The following is a 22,925-nucleotide window of genomic DNA, read 5'->3' as shown; positions in this document are numbered from 1 at the left end:
ACCTGGCTCACAGCCAGGTCGATCCACACTCACGCTCTCGGGAGGGGCGCGTCAGGCCGGGGCGGGGCGCGGCTCCGGGGCGTCCGGGGCGAGGACGCGCGCCGCGAGGATGCCGCCGAGCAGCCCGAAGAGATGGCCCTGCCACGAGACGCCCTCCTCTGGGACGAGGCCGCCGACGAGCGCACCGCCGTAGACGACCGCGATGAGGGCCGCGGTGAGGATGTGCACCGCCTTGCGCTCGAAGAACGCGCGGGCGACGAGATAGCCGCCGAACCCGAAGACGAGACCGCTCGCGCCGATGTGGAGGGTGTTCTCCGGCGCGACGAGCCACGTCCCGAGACCGCCGACGACAGCGACGATCAGCGTGACGGCCGCCACGCGGACGACCCCGCTGAAGGCGATGAGGACCCCCATCGCCGCGAACGGGACGGTGTTCGCGAGCAGGTGGGCGAAGTCGGCGTGGAGGAACGGCGAGGCGACGACGCCGACGAGGCCGTCGGGCTCGCGGGGCTCGATGCCGTACTGATCGAGCTGGGCGCCGCCGAACGCCTGGTCCACGATCTCGGAGACCCACATGATCGCGAGCAGGATCACGATCAGTCGGACGCCCTCGATGCGGGGGTCGCGGCGGCGTTCCGTCGTGGTGGAGGTCGGCGTGCTCATGTCCCGGCGATGCTACGGGTCCCGCCGTCAGGTCCCCGTCCGTCCAGAGGACGTTGCGAGCGGCCGCGCGCCCGGGTAGTTTTCTGGTCATGGACGTGACCAGAATGGCCGTCGAGGCGAGACGCGCCCACGACCCCGCGCTCGTCGACCGGCTCGTCGCCGGCAAGCTGCGGGGCGACGACGCCGCCGACGCGCTCGTCGAGGCCTTCGCCCGGCTCCCCGGCGGCGAGGGCTGGCGGCGCCTCGACGCGGCGATGGACCGCGTCGCCGCGGGCGAGGCCCCCGACCGCGACGGCGCCCTGCCGGAGCTGGCGGCGCTGCTCGAGCCGGTCGCCGCCCTCCCGGACCGCGTCGACCCGGACCGCCTCAGGGCCGGCGCGCTCGCCTACTGGCGTCCCGGGTCGCAGGTCCTCGCGCTCACCCTCACGTGCGGCTCGCTCGCCTTCGGTTACCAGAGCGCGAACCTCGTGCGTCCGCTCGCGATGACGGGCCGCCTCGAGCGGATGGCTCCCCGCCGGCTCGGCGAGACCGCGCGGTGGGTCGCCGCCGCGACCGCGCCCGGCGCCATGCTCCCCGGCGGCGAGGGCTGGCGGCAGACGGTTCGCGTGCGTCTCGTCCACGCGCTCGTCCGCCGCCACCTCCGGCGCAGCGCGGAGTGGGACGAGGCCGAGTGGGGCGTCCCGATCAGCGCGACCGACGGCCTCGCCACCGCGATCGGCGGGTTCCACGTCGTCCCGCTCCGCGCCCGCGAGGACCTCGGCGTCCGCCACACGGCCGCGGATCTCGAGGACATGACCCATCTGTGGAGCTGGGTCGGCGCCGTCATGGGCGTCCCCGCCGATCTCCTCCCGGACGCCTTCGCGGAGGCCGAGGCGATGATCGATGCCGCGCTCGCGATGGACGTCGGCCCGAGCGAGGACTCCCCGCGCCTCATGCGGGCGCTCCTGCACCACGGCGTCGCGACCGCCCGCCTCGTCCCGGGCCCCCCCGGCGCGCCGATCCGCGCGCTGACCGCAGAGGTGCTCGGCGGCTTCACGCGCCGGTGGATGGAGCCCGAGATGGCCGACCGCCTCGGCGTCGGCGGGCGCCTCGTCGCGCCGCTCGTGCCGCTCGTGCGCCCGCTCACGCGGGTGCGCAGCGCGGTCCGCGGCACCGGGCTCCTCGGCTCCGACGAGCGGCTCACCGCCCTCGAGATCGCCCTCGTGCACCGGCTCCTGTCGGCGACCAGGGCCCCGGCGACCGCGCTCGACCCCGAGCGGGCCGAGCGCGAGCCGGTGCTGCGTCGCGCCGCCTGACCCTCAGGCGACGCGACGAGCGCGGGTCACGTCACCGCCTGCACTTGCCGGCGCGGGACTTCGTCGTGTAGCTGCGGCCGCTCGGGTCGCCGACGACCGTCTGCCGCCACTCGCGGCGCGAGCCCTTGCAGCGGATCGACTCGATGTAGCCGCGCTTCACGCCCTTCACCGTCCGCGTCATCTTCCGCATCGTGATGTTGAGCGTGACCGGCGATCCGAGGATGCCGGGCAGCGGGTGGCTGATGTTCTGCGGGATCGGGATCCGCAGGCGCTCACCGCCGCCGATGCCGCCGGTCCTCGACCACGTGCCCGGGAACGGCGGCAGGTAGCCGACGCCCGCGCAGGCCGAGCCCGGACCCTCGAGCAGCGCCGTGACCTTGCCCTGGCCGGCGTTGTAGATCGTCACGTCCTTCTCGCACCTCGCACCTGGGAAGTTGAAGATCGACTCCGGGCCGTTGAGCGCGACGAGCTTGCCGCTCGCGACGCGCGACCTGCTCGGGCAGTCCGCGTCGGACTGCTTCGAGGAGATCTGCGTCACCGTGCACTTCGGGAAGTAGCGCCCGTTCGAGCGCACGCCGTACCACGCGTTGTCGATCCGCTTCCACGACTCCTGGCGGGTGCCGTCGGGCGTCGAGGTCGTGAGCTTGAAGCCTGCGCTCACGGGAAGGGGCTTCTTCGTCGAGCCCTTGCCGGTCGTCGACGTCGCCGAGACCTTGAGATCCATCTCGGTCGGCGTCGTCTGCTGCGCCGAGGCGATCGACGCGGTCACCAGCGCGACGGCCGCCGCGCCGGTGAATGCGACCTTGAACAACATGCTGCTCCTCCTTGAATGGGACATGGGGTATGGGGTCGAGAGAGGGGAGGTCATGGCCGGGGGGTGAGAACGGGGAAGACCGTCGAGACGCCGCTCACCGACGCGCCGAGCGGGCCCTGCGTCGTGCAGGGGACGTTGTCGGCGCCGGCCGGCGCGTAGAACCGCTCGACGATCTCGCGCAGCGTCGCCGGGACGTCGTCGCCGATCGCGGGGACGGCCGCGCCGCCGCAGGCGCCCGCGAAGCTCTGCAGGCCCGACCGCAGCCGCGCGTAGGAGCCGGGGGCCGGCAGCGGGTTGCCGCGGCTCGTCCGCAGGCGCGACGGGTAGGCGGCGAGCGACTCCGGGGAGAGCGTCGCGACCGCGCGCAGGAGATGGAGCGGCTCGCCCGTCGCGGCGCCGGGGAGGGTCGACTGCGTCGCGGCGGCGGCGTTCGCGACGGAGGCGGCGATCTCGCGGCGGTAGTCGGCGGCGTAGTCGACGATCGGGAGCACGCCGCCGAGGAAGGGGCGCAGGCGCTCGAGCAGCGGCTCGGCGTCGTCGAGCGTGCGCTGCACGGCCGGCACGCCGTCCCGGGACGCCCGCTCGAGCGCCGGGGCCGCGCCGAGGAGCCGCTCGAGCGGGCGGGCGACGCGAGGCGCCTCGCGAGCGAGTCCCGCGAGCTCGCGCGCCGCCGGCCGCAGGTCCTCGACGACCGGCACCGCCGTGCGCGAGAAGGACGCGAGCCTGTCGAGGGCCCCGCGCGTCTCCCCGAGGAACCCGGGCAGCTCCTGCATCGTCGCCGCGAGGTCGTCGTCGCGGGCCGCGATCGCCGAGAACGCGGTCTCCGCCTCGCGGATGAGCGCAGTGAGCTCCCCCGGGCGCGCCGTCAGCGCGCCGAGCGCCGTGCTCCCCTCACGCACGACCGTGCGCAGCGCGTCGTCCTGCGCGTCGAGCGTCGCGACGACGTCACCGGCGTCCTCGGTGAACGGCTCGAACGTGCCGAGCGCCTCGTTGAGGGATCGCGCGGTCGTCGAGAGCGCCGCGCCCTGCTCGATCATCCAGGTCTGGAACGCGCGCCGCGTCGGCGCGTCGAAGGTCCGCCACACGTCGTCGATCCGGACCGACGGCGCGACCTGCGCCGTCGCCAGCGTGCCGCCCTCGCGCAGCGCGGGCGCGCCCGGCGAGCCGGGCGTGAGCTCGATGAACGTCTCGCCGAGGAGCGACTTCTGCCGCAGCGTCGCCCGGGTGTCGGCCGGCCGCGGCGCGAACTCCGAGTCGATCTCCAGCGTCGCGCGCGTGCGGCCCGCGCCCTCCGGGAGGTCGACGACGACGACCTTGCCGACGGACACCCCCGCGATGCGGACGTCGGCGTTCTCGCTCAGCCGCAGCGCGTCCGGGACCACGACGTCCATCCGGTAGCCCTTCGGCGACAGGGGCGCCGGCCCGCCGAACGCCATCCACAGGTACAGCAGGAGCCCGAAGCACGAGAGCGCGAAGGCGGCGATCGTGAGGACGCCCGCGGCGGAGATGTGGCGCTTCATCGCGTCGCCCCTCCCCCGGCGAGCGCGCCGAAGTCGATCTGGTTGGGACAGAGCGCGAAGCGGTCGGGGAGGTTGCTCAGCTTGATGAGCGCCTCGAGCGTCTCGTTCCCGGCCTCGATCTGGGCGACGGCCTCGAGCTGCGCGCAGGTGAGGAGCGGCAGCCCGCGGAGGATCGGGCCGTGCGCGTCCTCGCCCCCGACGACGCTCGCGCCGATGTGCCCGAGCCACGCAGCCCAGAACAGGTACCCCTCCTCGTCGCCCGGCGGGTTGAACGAGAGCGCCTGGAAGAGGTCCCGGACGACCCGGAACGACCGCGACGCGTCCGGGGCGACGTCGGCGACCGCCTCGGCTCCGCCGCGCAGCTCGGCGACGGGCGCGCGGACGTCGCGGACGAACGGACGGAGGTCGTCCCGGACGATCGGCGTCGTCTCGCGGCTGAGGGTCCTCGTCGCGGCGAGTCCCGCCGGCAGCTCGCGGGCGAACGGCCGCAGCCGGCGGGACGTCGTCGCGAGCGCGTCGCCGAGCGGCTCGGCGGCGTCGAGCGCCGCCCGCGTCTGCGCGAGCGCACCCGGGAACCGCTCGAGCGCCGCCCGGACGTCGTCGTCGTTCTCGGCGAGGACGGTGAGCGCCTGGTTCGAGGCGGTCACCCAGGTCGTGAGCTCGCGATCGATGCGGCCCAGCTCGCCGGCGACGTCCGCCCAGCCGCTCACGAGCCCGCGGACGGCGTCGCGGCGGCGCGCGAGCTGCTCGGTGATGCGGCGCGTGTCGCGGGCGAGGGGCTCGAAGCGGCGCAGCCCGGCCCTGAGCCCGTCGACCTGCTCGGGGTCGGGATCGCCCTCGGCATCCGTGCCGAGGCCGGTCGCCGCCGCCTCGAGGAGCAGCTGGAGGAAGGCGCGGGTGTCGCCGTCGAGCGTCGCGAGGACCTCGTCGACGTTGACGTCGGGCGTCGTGCGCGCGACCGGCAGGACTCCGCCCTCCGGGATGTCGCCCGCGGCCGGCATCCCCGGATCGAGCGCGAGCGTCATGTCCTTGAGCGGCGTGCGCGGCCGCAGGACGATCCGCGCGTCGCGGTGGATCGGCGCGTGCTCCTCGTCGATGTCCATGCGGACGACGGCGCGCCCGTCGCGCAGCGTCACCTCGCCGACGAGACCGATGCGGATGCCGGCGACGGTGACGGGCTGGCCCTGACCGGGCACGACGGCCTGCGCGGAGGCGAACTCCGCCTCGACGGTGTAGACGTCCTCGCCGACGAACGGCAGCCACGCCGGCGCGCGGAACGAGGTCTGCTGGGAGAGGATGTACCCCCCGACGACGATGCCCACGGCCGCGAGGCCGATGAGCGTGAACAGCTCCCGGACGCGGCGCTTCACGGTCCCACCCCCGTCGCCGCGGCGAGGTCGATCGCGGGCGTCGACCCGCACGAGGCGTCGACGCGGATGGGCGGGGTCGAGCCGGTCCACGCGGGCCGGGTGCCGAGCGGCGCGGCGACGGCGTTCCCGAAGAGCTCGCCCTGGCTCGGGAGCGGGCTCGTCTCGACGGGCACGGTGCCGCCGCCGGTCTGGCCGCGCAGGAACGCCCCGTTGCCGTCGAAGCCCTGGGCGGCGCCGGCGAGGCCCGCCAGACCCTGCAGCGTCTCGTCCCACACGGGCACGCCGGTGGTGAGCGGCGGGTCGACGACCGCCGACCTGCTCACCGGCAGCATCTTGTCGAGGAGGCAGACGTTCGCGGCGTCGAGGCGCGCCGTGAGCGTGCGCAGCGCGCCGGCGCCGGTCGCCGCTGCGGCGATCGCGCCGCGCAGGTCCGGCGCGAGCCCTCCGAGCTCGTCGTCGGCGACAAGGCGCGTGAGCTGCGTGAGCCACGGCCGCGCCTCCTCCATCGTCCCCGGGAGGACCCGCAGGCCGGGGCGCAGCTCGCGGGCGAGAGCCCGCGTCGGCGGGAGCGCGGCGTCGAGAGCGTCGAGGGAGGGGCGTGCGACCGCGAGCACCTCGTCGAGGCCGGCGACCGTGCGGCGCAGGTCGGTCGACCGGTCGGCGAACGCGCCCGCGGTCCGCGCGAGGTTCGTGACGAGCTCGCCGAGCTGGCGGTCGTCACGGGCGAGGCCGGCGAACGTGCGGGCCGTGCCGTCGATCCCGCGCGCGAGGTCGCGCGGCTGCTCGCCGAGCATCGCGCGGGTGACGACGGCCGTGCCCAGGAGCGCTCCCGGAGCGTCGTCGAGCGCCTCCCCGAGCGCCTCGCCCGCGGGGGCGCCGCCGTCGGGGCCGGCCTCGCCGAGGGCGCCGCCGAGACCGCGGACGGCTCCGCGCAGCGACGTGCGGATCGGCGCAGGGAGGTCGGAGAGGATCCGGTCGGTCTGGACCGGCCCTGCGGCCGCATTCGCCGGGAGCGTGTTCCCGCTCGTGAGCGTCGCCGCGGACGGGCTGCCGGGGCTCAGGTCGACGAAGAAGTTGCCCTCGAGGAGGAGGCGCGGCCGGATCTTCGCCGTCGCGTCGGCGTGGATCGGGAGCCCGGCCTCGTCGATCTCCATCGTCGCGACCGCGAACCCGCTCCCGCGGGGCCCGGGCTCCAGCGCGGTCACGCGACCGACCTCGACGCCGGCGATCCGCACCGGCGAGGCGGCCGTGAGGTGCGCGTCGCTGCGCACGAGCATCCGCAGCTCGTACGGGGCGGGGCCGACCCGCGGGACGGCGTTGAAGATCGCCGCGAGGGCGAGCGCGATGACCGCGAGCGTCGCGAGGCCCCAGCGCAGGGGCGAGCGCGGGTCCTCGCGACGGCGCACGCGCGGCGCGGTGTCGCCTCGCCGCCTCATCCGCCGACCTCCTCGGTGACGGCGTCCTGGTTGCCCGGGACGTTGCCGACGACCTGACGGCCGGTGAGGTAGGGCTCCTGGCCCGCCTCGCACTCGCGGACCTGGCCGGAGGCCGCGGTGTTCGGGTACGGGTTCGCGTGGAGCGGCCCGACCGCCGTGCGGTTCTCCGGGTTCTCCCCCGTGGACGGGGCGCGGGCGAGGATCGCCTCGCTGTTGGGCGCGGCGTCGACCGCGACGAGGACGACGCGCGCGGCGGTGCCGGTCACCGGCCCCTCCGAGAGCATGCTCGCGGCGTTGCGCAGCAGCAGGGAGACGTACGAGCACGTCGTCTGCGCCGGGCCGAGGAAGCTCGTCAGCGGGGCGAGCTCGCGACCGGTCTCGCCGAGCCGGTCGAGCGACCGCAGGACCGGCTGCTGCTCTCCGAAGGCGACGAGGCGGTCGGAGAGATCCTCGACGCGCGGGAGCGCGCGCTCGGTCGCCGGGAGGCCGCGCACGCCGGCTCGGAGGCTCGCGGAGAGGGTGCGGGCGGCGACGGGCAGGCGGCGGGCTCCCGGCCGCAGGTCGTCGGCGAGCCCGGTGGTGGCCCGCAGCAGCGAGTCGACGGCGTCCGCGTCGCGCCGGACGGCCCTCAGAGCCGGCGGTGAGGCTCCGATCGCGTCCCGCAGCGCGTCCTCGTCGCGGGAGAGCGCGCCGAACGTCCTGGCGAGCGCGACGACGAGGTCCGCCTGCTCGACCGCGGCGGGGGCGGCCTCGCCGGCGAGGCGACGCAGGGACGCGACGAACGGCCCGAGGCGGGTCGCGGGCTCTCGCAGCGTCGCCATCACCGGCTCGAGGTCCTCGAGGAGCGGATCGAGGGTCGTGATCGCCCGGTTGAGGCCCTCTCCCCGACCGGCGAACCCGTAGCCGCCCCCGGCGATGCTCTCGCGGATCCCCGCCCGCGTCGGGGCCGTGAAGGTGTCGAGGAGGTCGCCGAGCGCCACCGCGTCGTCGAGGACCGCCGACGACGGGACGACCGCGTCCTCGGGGTAGCCGCGGCCCGACCGGCCGCGGATGACCTCGACGAGGTCGACGCCGAGGGAGCCCGCGGGGCGGATGCGGAAGCGCGTGTCGACGGGCAGAGGCTCGACGGACCGGTCGAGCGAGAGGTGCAGGCGCGCGGTCGCCGGGCCGTCGGGGTTCGGGACCGCCTCGAGGCGGGACACCTGGCCGATCCGGGTGCCGGCCATGCGGATCTCGGCGTTCTTGCGGACGAGGTGGCCGGCGGACGGCGCCTCGACGGTGAGCTCGTAGGTGGGGACGAACGGGAGCCCGTCGTTCGCCGAGTACGAGAGGAAGACCGCGACGACGGCGATGAGGAGCGTGACGGCGCCGACGAGGACCGGCTCGCCGGCGAGGCTCCGGCGCCTCGCGGGGCGGCGGTTGAGGCGCTCGCTCATCGCTCGCCTCCGAGGAGGTAGTCGAGCAGCGGCCCGGAGACGGAGCGCGCGACCGACGCCGAGGTCGCGCCGTCGTCGAGCTGCGCCTCCCCGAACTGGGCGTCGCAGCCGAAGAACTGCGTCGTCGTGTACTGCCCGCAGGCGCCCGAGAGGATCTCGTTGCGCAGGTAGTGCCCGCTCGCGTCGAAGCCGTTTCCGGACCCGGCGGCCCCGTGGATCGTCCGCAGGAGGTTCTCGATGCCGCCTTCCTCGGCGAGGCTCTCGGTGATCGCGGCGAGCTCGGCGGCCGGGTCGCGGAGCTCGCCCCCGGCCTCGTCGAGCCGGCCGGCGAGCGGGACGAGGCGGGGCAGGTCGTCGCGGAGCTGGTCGGCGGTCCGGGCCAGGCGCGTCAGCGCCGGCGTCGCGCGATCGGCGAACGGCGCGAGGGCGTCCATCGCCTCCGTGAGGTCGGGGGCGGCGGTCGACAGCTCGCGCAGCACGGGCGTCGTGCGGCGCGCGAACCGGGAGGCGCGCGCCATGAGCGGCTCGAGGCGGTCGAGCGCGGCGGGCAGCTCGTCGAGGGTCGCCGCGAGCTCGGCCCGGCGGTCGACCGTCGCCGACGCGGTGCGCGTCGAGGAGCGCACGAGCTCGACGAGCGCGCGACGCTCGGACCGCAGCTCGTCGAGGGCGCGCTCGCCGTCGACCGCGAGCCCCTCGAGGTCGTCCGTCTGGCGCTCGAGGATCTCGAGGACCCGCGAGGTCTCGAGCAGCGCCGGGTTCGCTCGCCGGATGATCGCGGCGAGCTCGGGGCCGCGCGCGGCGGTCGCCGCGCCGAGCTCGGCGAGGAGGATCGCGAGCTGCTCGTTCGTCGGGCGGCGCGAGATCGCGGTGACGAGGTCGAAGTCGACGGATCCGTAGGTCCTGTCGACCGCGAGGAGGTCCGCACCGGCGCCCGGGCGGCCGTCCGGGACGACGGGCAGGCGCCCGGCGCGGTCCGTTCCGGGCTCGCAGACGACGACGCGCTCGCCGATGAGGGACTGCAGCCGCGTGCCGCAGCGGGCGTCCGCGCGGAAGGGCGCGAAGCGCTCGTCGTCGATCTCCAGGGTGAGCGCCGCCTTGTTCTCGGGCGTGAGGTCGAGGTCGACGACGCGGCCGACGCGCACGCCCGCGACGAGGACGTCGGCGCCCTGGTTGAGAGCGGCCTCGTCGAAGACCGCGTGGACGCGGTAGCCCTCGGGGCCGGTGCCGCCGGCGCCGAGCGACGCCCCGACCGCGACGACGACAGCGACGAGGAGCGCGATCGCAGCGACGCGCGTCATCCGGCCCCCGGGCGCTCGGTGAGGAGGCAGGTCGGCAGGCGCAGGGGCGCGGAGCCGTCGGCGGGCGGGAAGATCGAGGCGCCCGGGCAGCGGGTGCCGCTCTTCGAGGGCAGGCGGGAGTAGGCGTCGCCGCTCGTCCGGCCCCGGAGCGTGTTCGTCGCCGTGTCGAGGTCGAAGGCGAGCAGGCTCGGCTGGAGCCGCGCGTAGTGGCCGTTGGCGTCGTAGTTCGCCGTCACCTGGCCGATGCGGGCGAGGGCTCCGACGACCTCGGGCGTGTACGCCCGCAGCGAGGCGAGCTGGGTCTCCGAGGCGTCCATGGTGCGGATCGCGCGGGGGAACGCCGTCCGGGCGCGGCGCGCGAGCGCCGGGGCCTCGCGCAGCAGGTCCGTCGCGTCGTCGTCCTCACCGGGGCGCGAGACGGCAGCGGCCAGGTCGCCGACGGGGGCGGCGCCGTCGCGCGCGAGCCGGCGCAGTCGACCGAGGAACGCCGGCAGCTCACCCGTCGAGGGCCGGGTCGCGGCGACGAGCCCGTCGAGGTCGTCGAGCGCGACGCGCGTCGCGGCGAGGGTGCGCCGGCCGTCGGCGAGGACGCCGGGGAGCCGCGCGACGGCGCGGCCGAGCGCGAGCTCCTCGTCGGCGAGCGCGGCGGTCGCGGTCCGCGCATCGCCGACGAGAGAGGTGAGGTCGGCCTCCCGGGCGGCGAGCGCGCGAGCCGCCCGGGCGCCGTCGCGGAGGAGGCTCGTGAGCTGCTCCTCGTCCGCCGCGACCGCGCGCGCGACGTCGGAGAGACCGCCGAGCGCCGGCGGGAGACGCTCGATCGTGAGCGCCGCCTCGGCCGAGCGGCCGTCGAGCTGGGCGGCGCTGCCGGAGATGAAGGACCGCAGACCGCGGCGGGTGTCGGCGTCGAGGGCGGAGAGCGCGGCGTCGATGTCCACCGGCGACTGCGTCTCGTCCGCGCCGATGACGCCGCCGTCGGGGATCTCCTCCGCGTCCTCGTCGAGCGGGACGTCGAGCGAGACGAACCGGTTCGCGACGCCCGAGAGGGAGTCGACGCGGATGCGGGCGAGCGTCCCGCGGGCGAGCGGCGCGAGGTCGTCGTCGATCGAGAGCCGGATCGCGGCGGTGCCGTCGTCGGCGAGCGCGACGTCCTCCACCGAGCCGACGGCCGCGGCGCCGACACGCACCTCGTTGCCGACGATGAGCTGCCCCGCGTCGGTGAAGCGCGCGGTCACCTCGTAGTCGCCGCCGCCGCGGAGGAGGATGACCGCCACGGCAGCGAGGATCACCGCGAGCACGAGGGCGACCGCGATCCGGAGGCGGCGCTGCTCGTGGTCCGCGTCGAGGCCCGGGCCGGAGGCCGCCGCGGTGGGAGGTGTGGGGGTGTGCGCCAAGTAGGTGACCCGATCGACCCTTGTCGGGGTCGATGCGCCTGCCTCCCAGCCGCGCGAGAAATGTACCCCCGTCCACCGCGAGGGGAATGCGACATTCGTCGAGACTCCGCCCGAGAAGTCGGGATGCCGCCGACCGCGCGCGTCTCGTCGCGAGCGACCCGCCGCGTCGTGTGCGCAGCTGCACACGAAGTTACCGACATAGAAACTTGAACCGCGGTAACCTCGCTGGCGATGGCACGCCGACGCCCGTCAGAGGCTCGCCGCGCAGGCCGCAGGCGCCTCCCCCGGGAGGAGCGGGCGGCCCAGATCGTCGACGTGGCGCACGCCGCCTTCGCGGCGCACGGCTACGGCGCCGTGACGATGGACGCGATCGCCGCCGAGGTCGGCGTGACGAAGCCGCTCCTCTACGCCTACGTCGGCAACAAGGAGCAGCTCTACCTCGCGTGCATCGAGCGGGACGCCGCGACGCTCGAGTCGGCGGTCGCCTCGGCGATCGCCGACGCGGACGATCCGGGTCTCGCCCTCCAGGACTGCCTGCGCGCCTACCTCACGTTCCTCGAGAGCGACCGGGCCGCCTGGCAGGTCCTCTACGACGAGACGCTCCCCGCGGGGGGCCTCGTCGCCGAGACCGTCGCGGCGTACCGCGCCCGGCTGACCGAGATCGTCGGGACCGGCGTCGCCGACCTCCTCCCGGACATCACCGCGGAGGAGGTCGACGCGATGGCCCACCTCCTCCTCGGCGCCGCGGAGGCGCTCGGGCGGTGGTGGCTGCGCACGCAGTCGCTCTCGCCGTCCGACGCCGCCGACGTCCTCATCTCGACCGTCGCGCCCGGCCTCGCCCGGCGCGCCCGCACCTAGAACCACGGACCCCCCAAGGACCCGATGACCTCCCCCACCGCACCTCGCAAGGTCGCCGTCGTCGGCGGCAACCGCATCCCGTTCGCCCGCTCGAACGGCACCTACGCGCAGGCGTCGAACCAGGACATGCTCACCGCGGCGCTCGACGGCCTCGTCACGCGCTACGGGCTCGAGGGCGTCCGCCTCGGCGAGGTCGCCGCCGGCGCCGTCCTCAAGCACAGCCGCGACTTCAACCTCACGCGCGAGTGCGTCCTCGGCAGCCGCCTCGATCCGCACACCCCGGCCTACGACGTGCAGCAGGCGTGCGGCACGGGTCTCGAGGCGGCGATCCTCGTCGCGAACAAGATCGCGCTCGGTCAGATCGACTGCGCGATCGCCGGCGGCGTGGACACGACCTCCGACGCCCCCATCGCGATCGGCGAGGACCTCCGCGAGATCCTCCTCGAGGCCAACCGCGCCCGGTCGAACACCGACCGCCTGAAGGCGATCGCGAAGATCCGCCCGCAGCACCTCATCCCGGCGATCCCGCGCAACGAGGAGCCGCGGACCGGCCTCTCGATGGGCGAGCACCAGGCGCGCACGGCGGCCGAGTGGGGCCTCACGCGCGCCGAGCAGGACGAGCTCGCCGCGGCGAGCCACCAGAACCTCGCCGCCGCCTACGACCGCGGCTTCCTCGACGACCTCATGACGCCGTACCTCGGCCTCGAGCGCGACGAGAACCTCCGCCCCGACTCGAGCGCCGAGAAGCTCGCGAAGCTGAAGCCCGCCTTCGGCGGGCCCGAGGGGACGATGACGGCCGGCAACTCGACGCCTCTCACCGACGGCGCGTCGGTCGTCCTCCTCGCGAGCGAGGAGTGGGCGAAGGAGCGCGGGCTCCCGATCCTCGCCACGTTCGCCGGCGCGGAGACGGCCGCCGTCGACTACGTCCACGGCGGCGAGGGGCTCCTCATGGCGCCCGCGTACGCGATGCCGCGGATGCTCGACCGCCACGGCCTCGCCCTCCAGGACTTCGACCTCTACGAGATCCACGAGGCCTTCGCCGCGCAGGTCCTCTCGACCCTGAAGGCCTGGGAGGACCCGGTGTTCTGCAAGGAGCGGCTCGGCCGCGACGCCCCGCTCGGCGCGATCGACCGGTCGAAGCTCAACGTCAACGGCAGCTCCCTCGCCGCCGGCCACCCGTTCGCCGCGACCGGCGGGCGCATCCTCGCCGGCCTCGCGAAGGAGCTCGACGCCCGCGGCGGCGGCCGCGGCGTCATCAGCGTCTGCGCGGCCGGTGGCCAAGGCGTCGTCGCGATCCTCGAGAAGGCATAGACAGGGAGAAGAAGATGGACACCTACACCCAGATCGCCACCCATCCGCTCGGGCGCGCCGTCGTCGGGCGGATCGGGCTCCCGACGCCGGTCGAGCTCGATAGGCACACGCCGGGGGACCCCGTCGTCGACGGCCGCGTCCTCCTCGGCGCCGCTCCCGGCGGCCGGCTCGCCCGCCCGATCGCGAAGATCCTCGCGGGCGCCCGCGCCGAGACGGCGACCGCCCTGCGCGACGACCTGCGCAGCGCTGCCGCCGAGGCCGGGCTCGACGCGTCGGTGTTCAACCCCGAGGCACCCGGCGACCAGCGCTTCAAGGCGCTCGTCTTCGACGCCACGGGCATCGAGGACTCCGCGCAGCTGAGCGAGCTCCACGCCTTCTTCCACCCCGTCGTCCGCAAGGTGCAGGCGAGCGGCCGGGTCGTCGTGCTCGGCACGCCGCCCGCCGAGGCGGGGTCGGTCCGCGCGGCGACCGCGCAGCGGGCGCTCGAGGGCTTCACCCGCGCACTGGGCAAGGAGATCGGGAAGGGCACGACCGTCCAGCTCGTCCACGTCGCGCCCGGCGCCGAGGACCAGCTCGAGTCGACGCTGCGCTTCCTCCTCTCGCCGCGCAGCGCCTACGTGAGCGGCCAGGTCGTGCGGATCACGCCGTCGGAGCGCCACGCCGAGGTGAGCGAGCTGCGCCCGCTCGACGGGCAGGTCGCGCTCGTCACCGGCGCGGCGCGCGGCATCGGCGCCGCGATCGCCGAGGTCCTCCATCGCGACGGCGCCACGGTCGTCGGCCTCGACGTCCCCGCGCTCGGCGACGAGCTGCGCGAGGGCATGGAGAAGCTCGCAGGCACGCCGATCGAGATCGACATCACCGCGCCCGAGGCGCCCGAGCAGATCGCCGAGGCGCTCACGGCCGCCCACGGGGGCGTCGACGTCGTCGTCCACAACGCGGGCATCACCCGCGATCGCACGCTCGGTCGCATGGACGCCCAGCGCTGGCAGAGCGTCATCGACGTCAACCTCTCCAGCGAGGAGCGCATCAACGACGTGCTCCTCGGATCGGGCGCCCTGCGCGACGGCGGTCGCATCGTGTGCGTCAGCTCGATCAGCGGCATCGCGGGGAACAACGGGCAGACGAACTACGCGACGTCGAAGGCGGGCGTCATCGGGATGGTGCAGGCGCTCGCGCCCGTCGTCGCCGAGAAGGGCATCACGATCAACGCGGTCGCCCCGGGCTTCATCGAGACGAAGATGACCGCCGCCGTGCCGCTGCCGATCCGCGAGGCCGGGCGGCGGATGAACTCGATGAGCCAGGGCGGGCTGCCCGTCGACGTCGCCGAGGCGATCGCGTGGTACGCGAGCCCGGCGAGCGCGGGCGTCACCGGGAACGTCGTGCGCGTCTGCGGCCAGAGCCTCCTGGGAGCGTGACCATGACGACGACGAAGACCCTCGACTCGACCCCGGGCGTCCTCGGCGGGTACGCGAAGGCGTTCGGCAGCGCCGTCCCGCTCGCCGGGCGGCTGCCGGTGCTCCCCGGCGGAGGCGGCGACCTCCCCGACCTCGAGCTGCGCGTCCCCGGTCTCTCCACCGACCCCGCGCACCTCGCCGCCTACGCGAAGGTCTGCGGCTTCACCCTGCGTGACGCGCTGCCCGCGACATACTTGGGCGTGCGGGCGTTCCCCGTCCACATCGCGCTCATGACCGACCCCGCGTTCCCGTTCGGACCGGTCGGCCTCGTCCATCTCACGAACGAGATCGTCCACCACCGACCCGTCGGGATCGCCGAGACCCTCGACCTCCGCGTGTGGACGACGGGCCTCGACCCGCACCCGAAGGGGCGGACGCTCACCCTCCACACGGAGGTGACGGCCGAGGGCGAGGTCGTGTGGGAGGCGCGATCCACGATGCTGCGCCGCGGCGGCGCATCGCCGGAGGGCGACGAGAAGAAGGCGGCGCGCAAGCAGGCCGACGAGCCGCTCCCCGAGAGCGCGACCTGGCGTCTGCCCGGGGACCTCGGCCGCCGGTACGCCGCCGTGTCCGGCGATCGCAACCCGATCCACCTCTACGGGCTCACCGCGAAGCCGTTCGGCTTCCCGCGCGCGATCGCGCACGGCCTGTGGACGAAGGCCCGCTGCCTCGCCGCGCTCGACGGCCGCCTGCCCGACGGGTTCACCGTCGAGGTGAGCTTCCGCAAGCCGGTCCTCCTGCCGACGACCGTCGTCTTCGGCAGCGCGCCGAAGGGCCGCGGGACGCGCTTCCAGGTGCGGGACGCGAAGAAGGGCCACATCCATCTCGACGGGACCGTGACCCCGCTTCCGAAGCGGCGGCGGAGCACGGCGAAGCCGACCACCACGAAGACCGGAGGGACGAAGTGAGCGTCGCCGACAAGGGCATGGGGCTCGGGATCCGAGCCCTCAGGGGACTCGCCGGGCTCGAGATCATCGACCGCGTCGGCCTGCGGGGGCCGGCCGAGCAGGCCGTCTACCGGGCCACGAAGAACGGCTTCCGCGGGGCGAACGCCGCCGGGCGGACGTTCGCGGCCGCCACGAAGCTCGGCCGGCCGGAGCGGACCCCGCGGGTCCGCGACGAGAGCGGCCTCTTCGACCTCACGCCGACCGACGAGCAGCAGATGTTCGTCGAGGCGATGCGCGACGTCGCGGCGAAGAAGCTGCGCCCCGCCGCGCTCGACGCCGACGCGGCCTGCGCCGCGCCGCAGGAGATCCTCGAGCAGGGCACGGAGCTCGGCCTCGCGACGCTCGGCGTCCCCGAGGCGCTCGACGGCGCCGCGAGCGAGGCGTCGGCGGTCACGGGCGTCCTCGTCGCCGAGGAGCTCGCGCGGGGGGACCTCGGCCTCGCGGTCGCGATGCTCGCGCCGTCGGCCGTGAGCACGGCGCTCGCCCTCCACGGCGACGCCGACCAGCAGTCGACCTACCTCCCCGCCTTCACGGGCGAGGAGCCGCCGGCCGCCGCCCTCGCGATCCTCGAGCCGACGCCGCTCTACGACCCGCTCGCCCCGGCGACCCGTGCGAGGAAGACGCCGGACGGCGGGTACGTCCTCACGGGCGAGAAGTCGCTCGTGCCGCGGGCCGCCGACGCGGAGCTGCTCCTCGTGAGCGCGGAGATCGAGGGCCACGGCCCCGGCCTCTTCCTCGTCGAGCCGGCGCAGGCCGCCGGCACGCTGGGCGTCGAGCCGGAGCCCGCGATGGGCGTGCGCGCCGCCGCGACCGGGCGGCTGCGCCTCGACGGGGTCACCGTCCCGGCGTCGGCGCTCCTCGCCGACGGCGACCCGCAGGCGTTCCGCGACGTCGTGCGCCGCGCGCGACTCGGATGGTGCGCGGTGAGCGTCGGCTGCGCGCAGGCCGTCCTCGACTACGTCATCCCGTACGTCAAGGAGCGCACCGCGTTCGGCGAGCCGATCGCGTACCGCCAGGCGGTCGCGTTCATGGTGAGCGACATCGCGATCGAGTCGGACGCGATGCGGCTCGTCACCTACCGCGCGGCGTCGCGCGCCGACCAGGGCCTCGACTTCCATCGCGAGACGGCGCTCGCGCGGCGCCTCTGCGCCGAGAAGGGGCAGTGGATCGGGTCGGCCGGGGTCCAGCTCCTCGGTGGTCACGGCTACGTGAAGGAGCACCCGGTCGAGCGCTGGTTCCGGGACCTGCGGGCGGCGGGCGTCATGGAGGGCGCCCTGCTCGTCTGATCGCGCACCGCGAGACGAGAGGAACGAGACGATGATCAACCTCGAGACACCGAAGAAGGCCAGGGCCATCATCGGCCAGGCCCATCAGGTCGGCCAGGAGATGCTGCGCCCGATCGCCCGCAAGTACGACACCGCCGAGCACGAGCGCCCCAAGGAGCTCGACATGCTCGCGGCGCTCATCGACGGGCTCAACGACAGCGGCGGCAGCGGCGGCGCGGGCGCGGCCGGCGTCGGCGGCGGCGCCGACGAGCCGGCCGTGAACGGCACGGAGGCGGTGCGCAACCGCAACGGCTCGAACCTGTCGACGATGCTGAGCGTCCTCGAGACGTGCTGGGGCGACGTCGGGCTCACGCTCGCGATCCCCGGCCAGGGGCTCGGCAACTCGGCGATCGCGTCGGTCGCCGAGGGCGAGCAGCTCGAGAAGTACGGCGGGCGCTGGGCGTCGATGGCGATCACCGAGCCCGAGGCGGGCTCGGACTCGGCGGCGATCCGCACCACCGCCGAGCTCGACGGCGACGAGTACGTCCTCAACGGCGAGAAGATCTACGTCACCGCCGGCGAGCGCTGCGAGCTCGTCGTCGTGTGGGCGACCCTCGACAAGTCGGTCGGGCGGGCGGCGATCAAGTCGTTCGTCGTCGAGCGCTCGAACCCCGGGCTCATCCTCGAGCGCGTCGAGCACAAGCTCGGCATCCGCGCGAGCGACACGGCGGCGTTCCGGCTCGAGAACTGCCGCGTGCCGAAGGACGCGCTCCTCGGCTCGCCCGAGATCGACACGAAGAGCGGCTTCGGCGGCGTCATGAAGACCTTCGACAACACGCGGCCGCTCGTCGCGGGGATGGCGATCGGCGTCGCCCGCGCGGCGCTCGAGCTCACGCGCGACAAGCTCCTCGAGGCCGGCGTCGAGATCGACTACGACCGCCCCGCGACGACGCAGCCGGCGGCGGCGGCGCGCTGGATCGAGCTCGAGGCCGACTACGAGGCGAGCCTGCTCCTCGCGATGCAGGCGGCCTGGATGGCCGACAACCGCAAGCCGAACTCGGTCGAGGCCTCGAAGGCGAAGGCGAAGGCCGGGCGGTCGGGGACGACGATCGCGCTCGCGTGCATCGAGCTGCTCGGCTCGGTCGGCTACGGCGAGGGCGAGCTGCTCGAGAAGTGGGCGCGCGACGCGAAGATCCTCGACATCTTCGAGGGCACCCAGCAGATCCAGCTGCTCATCATCGCCCGCCAGCTCCTCCAGCTCACGAGCGCGGAGCTCAAGTAGGTTCGCAGCATGCGCCTCACCGTCCCCTTCTCGGGCGAGAACGCCTGGACCCTCGGTCACCCGTGGGCGGCGTTCTACGACTGGATGGTCGAGAGCGAGGCGGTCGGCCACCGGCTCGCCCGCCTCGCGTCGGGGACGGACCTCCGCCTGCTGCATCACGCCGCGGACGTCGTGGGCGGCCTCCCCGAGGGGAGCGCCGTCCTCGACGTGCCGTGCGGGGGCGGGGTCGCGCTGCGCGGGCTGCGCCCCGGGCAGGGGCTGCGGTACGTCGCGGCGGACATCGCGCCGTCGATGCTCGCGCGCACGCGCGAGGCGGCGGAGGAGCGGGGCGTCGCCGACCAGGTCGAGCTCCTCGAGGCCGACGTCGCGCGCCTCCCGTTCGCGGACGCGACGTTCGACCTCGTCCTCTCGCTCACGGGGCTGCACTGCTTCCCCGAGCCGCGCGCGGCCGTCGTCGAGCTGGGCCGGGTGACCCGGCCCAGCGCGCTCCTCAGCGGCAGCGCGGTGCTGCGCGACGCGGGCCTGCGGCACGTGCCGATGCACGTCGCCGGCCGCGCGGCGGGCCTCATGGGTCCCGGGGCCACGACGGCGGAGCTGCGCGAATGGCTCGCCGCCGCGGGGTTCGAGCCTCCCGAGCTGCGGGTCTCCGGCCCGCTCACGTACTTCACCGCGCGCCGACGGGCCTAGGAGGGCTGGGCCGCGTGCGCCGCGGGCTCTCCGCGCTCCTCGCCGTCCTGCGCGGCACCCCGCAGGACGTGCCCGATCGCGCCCTCGCGCGGATCACCCAGGCGACGATCGTCGCCTCGACCGCGTTCGCGAACCTCGTCGGGGCTGCGCTCGCGGTCCTCCTCCTCTTCCTCGTCCTGCCGGTGCCCGACGCGGCCCGGGCCTCGACCGACGCGCTCGCGATCGTGGCGGTCGCCGCCTACGTCGGGTTCGCGCTCGCCTTCGGCATCTGGCGCGGACTGCGGACGGGAACGCGCGCGGCGGGCTGGCTCCTCGAGGAGCGCGAGCCGACCGAGCGCGAGCGGCGCGCGTCGCTCGCGATCCCCGCCCGCGTCTTCCGGCTCCAGCTCGCGCTGTGGCTCGCGGCGGCCGTCCTCTTCGCAGCCACGATGGGCTCGAGCTCGGCGCTGTTCGCGCTGGAGATCGGCCTCACCGTCGCGATGTGCGGGGTCGCGACCGCGACGATCGCGTTCCTCCTGGCCGTGCGGTACGGGCGGGCCCTCACCGCTCGGGCGCTGGCCGACGAGCCGCCGCGCCGCGAGCGCGTCCTCGGCGTCCGCGTCCGCCTCGTGCTCGTGTGGGCGGTGGGGACGGGCATGCCGATCGCCGGGATGCTCCTGCTCTCGAGCTTCGCGCTCGGCCTCGACGACATCGACAAGACCGAGCTCGCCCGCGCGGTCGTCGTCCTCTCCGGGGTCGCGCTCGCCGTCGGGCTGCTCGCGACGTCGATCTCCTCGCGCTCGCTCTCCGACCCCCTCACCGCGCTGCGCGCCGCGCTGCGACGGGTGCAGGACGGCGACCTCGACGTCCGCGTCACCGTGAACGACGCGACGGAGGTCGGCTATCTCCAGGCGGGCTTCAACGAGATGGTCGAGGGCCTGCGCGAGCGGGAGCGGGTGCGGGACATCTTCGGTCGGCACGTCGGCGAGGACGTCGCGCGACGGGCGCTCGACGAGGGCGCGGGACTCGGCGGCGAGGAGCGCGAGGCGGCGGCGCTCTTCGTCGACGTCATCGGATCGACGACGCTCGCGAGCGAGCGGTCGCCGACAGAGGTCGTCGGACTCCTCAACGCGTTCTTCGAGGTCGTCGTCGACGTGACACGCGCGCACGGAGGACTCGTCAACAAGTTCGAGGGCGACGGCGCGCTCTGCGTCTTCGGCGCGCCGATCGCCGACGACGACGCGGCCGGCGCGGCGCTCGCCACCGCCCGGGAGATGCAGGCGCGGCTGCGCGAGGCGGTGCCCGAGGTCCGCGCGGCGATCGGCGTCTCGGCGGGCACGGTCGTCGCCGGCAACGTCGGCGCCCAGGACCGCTTCGAGTACACGGTCATCGGCGATCCGGTGAACGAGGCGGCGCGTCTCAGCGAGCTCGCGAAGGACCACGCCGGCGCGCTCTGCGCGAGCGACGCCGCGCTCGAGCGGGCGAGCGAGGCGGAGGGCGCCCGGTGGACGCGGGCGGACGAGGTGACGCTCCGCGGCCGGTCGAAGCCGACCCTGGTCGCCGTCCCCGCTCCTCCCGAGGGGTGAGTGTGGATCCACCTGGCTCTCCGCCGGGTGGATCCACACTCACGCCCGCGGGGCCGGGACGACGAGGGCCCCGGTCTCCCGGGGCCCTCGGTGCGACTGGAGCGCTGCGCGCGACTAGACGGCCGCGGCGACCTTCCCGTCGGCGTACTCCTCGCCGGCCTCGGCCTTCGCGACGAGCGAGGCGGGCGGCTCGAAGCGCTCGCCGTACTTGGCGGCGAGCTCACGGCAGCGGGCGACGAAGCCGCTCACGCCGCCCTCGTAGCCGTTGATGTACTGCAGGACGCCGCCGGTCCAGCCCGGGAACCCGATGCCCATGATGGACCCGATGTTCGCGTCGGCGACCGACTCGATGACGCCCTCGTCGAGGCACTTGATCGTCTCGATGGACTCGATGAAGAGCATGCGCTCCTCGAGGTCCTTGAGCTCGATCTTCGACGGATCGTCGACCGTCGGGAAGCTGTCCTTGAGCCCGGACCACAGGCCCTGGCGCTTCCCCTCCTCGTACTCGTAGAAGCCGGCGCCGCGCACGCGGGCCGGGCGGCCGAGCTCGATCATCTTGTCGATGACCGCGAACGCCGGGTGGTCGGGGAACGGGGTGCCCTCTGCCTTGGCGGCCTCCTGGCCGGCCTTGCGGATGCGCACCATGAGCTCCATGTTGAGCTCGTCGGTGAGCTGGAGCACCGGCGCCGGGTAGCCGGCCTGCGAGGAGGCCTGCTCGATCGTCGGGGCGGGGATGCCCTCGGCGACCATCGCGATGCCCTCGTTGATGAACGTCCCGATGACGCGGCTCGTGAAGAAGCCGCGCGAGTCGTTGACGACGATCGGCGTCTTCTTGATCTGCTTCGAGACGTCGAGCGCGCGGTAGAGCGTCTCTTGCGACGTCTTCTCGCCCTTGATGATCTCGAGGAGCGGCATCTTGTCCACCGGGCTGAAGAAGTGCAGCCCGATGAAGTCCTCGGGACGCGAGACGAACTCGGCGAGGCTCGTGATCGGCAGCGTCGAGGTGTTCGAGCCCAGCAGCGCGTCGGGCGCGAGGTGCGGCTCGATCTCCTTGAAGACCTGCTCCTTCACGGACGGATCCTCGAAGACGGCCTCGATGACGAGGTCGGCGCCCGCGGCCTTGCTGGGATCGTCGGTGGCGGTGATCCGCGCGAGGAGGGCGTCGCCCTTCTCCTGCGTCGTCTTGCCCTTCTCGACGCCCTTGGCGACGAGCTTCTCCGAGTAGCCCTTGCCGCGGTCGGCGGCGGCCTGGTCGACGTCCTTGAGGACGACCTCGATGCCGCTCTTCGCGCACACGTAGGCGATCGCGGCGCCCATCATGCCGGCGCCGAGGACGACGACCTTCTTCGCCTGGAACGGCGGGATGTCCTCGGGGCGGCCGCGGTCGCCGTTGACGCGCTGGAGGTCGAAGAAGAACGCCTGGATCATGTTCTTCGCGACCTGGCCCGTGGCGAGGTGCGTGAAGTACCGGCCCTCGATCGCCATCGCGTTGTCGACGTCGACCTGGGCGCCCTCGACGGCGACGGCCATGATCGCCTTCGGCGCCGGGTAGTTCGCGCCCTTCAGCTGCTTGCGCAGGTTCGCCGGGAAGGCGGGGAGGTTCTGGGCGAACTTCGGGACCGACGGCGTGCCGCCGGGGATCTTGTAGCCCTTGACGTCCCAGGGCTGCTGGACGGGATCCCCGCCCGCCCGATCGGCGATGAACTTCTTCGCCGCCGGGAGGAGGCCATCGGGCGAGTCGACGAGCTCGCTGATGAGGCCGAGCTCGAGCGCCTTCTCCGGACGGACCCGCTGGCCCTGGAGGAGGAGCTGCATGAGCGCGTCGACGATGCCGAGCATCCGCACCGTGCGGACGACGCCGCCGGCGCCCGGCAGGAGGCCGAGCTGGACCTCGGGGAAGCCGAGCTGGATCTTCGGGTCGTTCACGACGACGCGGTGGTGCGTCGCGAGGCAGATCTCGAGGCCGCCGCCGAGGGCCGCCCCGTTGACCGCGCTGACGACCGGGATGCCGAGCGTCTCGAGGCGACGGAGGTCGCTCTTGATCGACTCGACGCCCGCGCTGAACTCCGCGGCGTTCTCCGGCGTGACCTTCTTGAGGTCGTTGAGGTCGCCGCCCGCGAAGAACGTCTTCTTCGCCGAGGTGATGACGACGCCCTTCACGGACCCCTTCTCGACCTCACCCGCGAGGCGCTCGACCGTCGCGTGGAAGGAGGCCATGAAGTCCGCGTTCATCGTGTTCGCGGACTGGTTGGGATCGTCCAGCGTGAGGATGACGACGCCGTCGGCGTCCTGCTCCCAGCGAATCGTCTCGGTGTGGCTCATCTGTTCTCCTC

General features: G+C 74.5%; 18 protein-coding genes. 9 read left to right on the top strand and 9 right to left on the bottom strand.

Going from position 1 to position 22,925, the window contains the following annotated elements:
- Positions 1 to 51: 51 nt before the first annotated feature.
- Positions 52 to 663, bottom strand: coding sequence for a rhomboid family intramembrane serine protease (locus ACME2J_RS05290; protein WP_495543832.1), 612 nt, complete (start codon positions 661 to 663; stop codon positions 52 to 54).
- An 89-nt stretch (positions 664 to 752) separates the two neighbouring features.
- Between ACME2J_RS05290 and ACME2J_RS05285 the strand changes: the two genes are divergently transcribed.
- Entirely contained in the window at positions 753 to 1,958 is a 1,206-nt protein-coding gene (locus ACME2J_RS05285; protein WP_495543831.1) for an oxygenase MpaB family protein, read from the top strand.
- 31 nt (positions 1,959 to 1,989) lie between these two features.
- On the opposite strand, the gene ACME2J_RS05280 is transcribed toward ACME2J_RS05285, so the two are convergent.
- The 7 genes from ACME2J_RS05280 to ACME2J_RS05250 are packed head-to-tail and all read right to left on the bottom strand — an operon-like array spanning position 1,990 to position 11,223.
- The gene (locus tag ACME2J_RS05280; protein WP_495543830.1) at positions 1,990 to 2,772 is read right to left on the bottom strand and encodes a hypothetical protein; all 783 of its coding nucleotides are present in this window, start codon (positions 2,770 to 2,772) and stop codon (positions 1,990 to 1,992) included.
- 50 nt (positions 2,773 to 2,822) lie between these two features.
- Positions 2,823 to 4,292: an MlaD family protein gene (locus ACME2J_RS05275; RefSeq protein WP_495543829.1), complete on the bottom strand. Its 1,470-nt coding sequence runs from the start codon at positions 4,290 to 4,292 to the stop codon at positions 2,823 to 2,825.
- On the bottom strand, positions 4,289 to 5,662 hold the full coding sequence (locus tag ACME2J_RS05270; RefSeq protein ID WP_495543828.1) for an MlaD family protein: 1,374 nt from the start codon (positions 5,660 to 5,662) through the stop codon (positions 4,289 to 4,291). The genes ACME2J_RS05275 and ACME2J_RS05270 overlap by 4 nt, the downstream gene beginning before the upstream one ends.
- Positions 5,659 to 7,098 carry an MlaD family protein gene (locus tag ACME2J_RS05265; protein ID WP_495543827.1) on the bottom strand — a complete coding sequence of 480 codons (1,440 nt, stop codon included), beginning with the start codon at positions 7,096 to 7,098 and terminating at the stop codon, positions 5,659 to 5,661. Before ACME2J_RS05265 ends, ACME2J_RS05270 begins: the two co-directional genes overlap by 4 nt.
- Positions 7,095 to 8,534 carry an MlaD family protein gene (locus ACME2J_RS05260; protein ID WP_495543826.1) on the bottom strand — a complete coding sequence of 480 codons (1,440 nt, stop codon included), beginning with the start codon at positions 8,532 to 8,534 and terminating at the stop codon, positions 7,095 to 7,097. The genes ACME2J_RS05265 and ACME2J_RS05260 overlap by 4 nt, the downstream gene beginning before the upstream one ends.
- On the bottom strand, positions 8,531 to 9,832 hold the full coding sequence (locus tag ACME2J_RS05255; RefSeq protein ID WP_495543825.1) for an MlaD family protein: 1,302 nt from the start codon (positions 9,830 to 9,832) through the stop codon (positions 8,531 to 8,533). The genes ACME2J_RS05260 and ACME2J_RS05255 overlap by 4 nt, the downstream gene beginning before the upstream one ends.
- On the bottom strand, positions 9,829 to 11,223 hold the full coding sequence (locus tag ACME2J_RS05250; RefSeq protein WP_495543824.1) for an MlaD family protein: 1,395 nt from the start codon (positions 11,221 to 11,223) through the stop codon (positions 9,829 to 9,831). Before ACME2J_RS05250 ends, ACME2J_RS05255 begins: the two co-directional genes overlap by 4 nt.
- Positions 11,224 to 11,454: 231 nt before the next feature.
- On the opposite strand from ACME2J_RS05250, the gene ACME2J_RS05245 reads away from it, so the two are divergent.
- From ACME2J_RS05245 to ACME2J_RS05210, 8 genes are read left to right on the top strand one after another with little or no spacing between them, the layout of a single operon-like run.
- Positions 11,455 to 12,081: a TetR/AcrR family transcriptional regulator gene (locus tag ACME2J_RS05245; RefSeq protein WP_495543823.1), complete on the top strand. Its 627-nt coding sequence runs from the start codon at positions 11,455 to 11,457 to the stop codon at positions 12,079 to 12,081.
- Between the two features lie 24 nt (positions 12,082 to 12,105).
- Positions 12,106 to 13,392 carry an acetyl-CoA C-acetyltransferase gene (locus ACME2J_RS05240; protein WP_495543822.1) on the top strand — a complete coding sequence of 429 codons (1,287 nt, stop codon included), beginning with the start codon at positions 12,106 to 12,108 and terminating at the stop codon, positions 13,390 to 13,392.
- A gap of 14 nt (positions 13,393 to 13,406) precedes the next feature.
- Positions 13,407 to 14,807 carry a 3-oxoacyl-ACP reductase gene (locus tag ACME2J_RS05235; RefSeq protein ID WP_495543821.1) on the top strand — a complete coding sequence of 467 codons (1,401 nt, stop codon included), beginning with the start codon at positions 13,407 to 13,409 and terminating at the stop codon, positions 14,805 to 14,807.
- A gap of 2 nt (positions 14,808 to 14,809) precedes the next feature.
- Positions 14,810 to 15,754, top strand: a complete 945-nt coding sequence (locus ACME2J_RS05230) for a MaoC family dehydratase (RefSeq protein ID WP_495543820.1) — start codon at positions 14,810 to 14,812, stop codon at positions 15,752 to 15,754.
- Between the two features lie 17 nt (positions 15,755 to 15,771).
- A complete protein-coding gene (locus tag ACME2J_RS05225; protein WP_495543850.1) occupies positions 15,772 to 17,079 on the top strand; it encodes an acyl-CoA dehydrogenase family protein in 1,308 nt (435 codons plus the stop codon).
- 31 nt (positions 17,080 to 17,110) lie between these two features.
- Positions 17,111 to 18,340: an acyl-CoA dehydrogenase family protein gene (locus tag ACME2J_RS05220; RefSeq protein WP_495543819.1), complete on the top strand. Its 1,230-nt coding sequence runs from the start codon at positions 17,111 to 17,113 to the stop codon at positions 18,338 to 18,340.
- A 9-nt stretch (positions 18,341 to 18,349) separates the two neighbouring features.
- Positions 18,350 to 19,027 carry a class I SAM-dependent methyltransferase gene (locus tag ACME2J_RS05215; RefSeq protein WP_495543818.1) on the top strand — a complete coding sequence of 226 codons (678 nt, stop codon included), beginning with the start codon at positions 18,350 to 18,352 and terminating at the stop codon, positions 19,025 to 19,027.
- A gap of 14 nt (positions 19,028 to 19,041) precedes the next feature.
- Positions 19,042 to 20,592: an adenylate/guanylate cyclase domain-containing protein gene (locus ACME2J_RS05210; RefSeq protein ID WP_495543817.1), complete on the top strand. Its 1,551-nt coding sequence runs from the start codon at positions 19,042 to 19,044 to the stop codon at positions 20,590 to 20,592.
- A gap of 114 nt (positions 20,593 to 20,706) precedes the next feature.
- Here ACME2J_RS05210 and ACME2J_RS05205 read toward each other — a convergent pair whose 3' ends face one another.
- Entirely contained in the window at positions 20,707 to 22,914 is a 2,208-nt protein-coding gene (locus ACME2J_RS05205) for a 3-hydroxyacyl-CoA dehydrogenase NAD-binding domain-containing protein (protein ID WP_495543816.1), read from the bottom strand.
- Between the last annotated feature and the right edge of the window lie 11 nt (positions 22,915 to 22,925).

The organism is Paraconexibacter sp., assembly GCF_059438195.1.
Note: the sequence above shows the minus strand (reverse complement) of the source record. Positions and strands in the feature narration are given on the sequence as shown.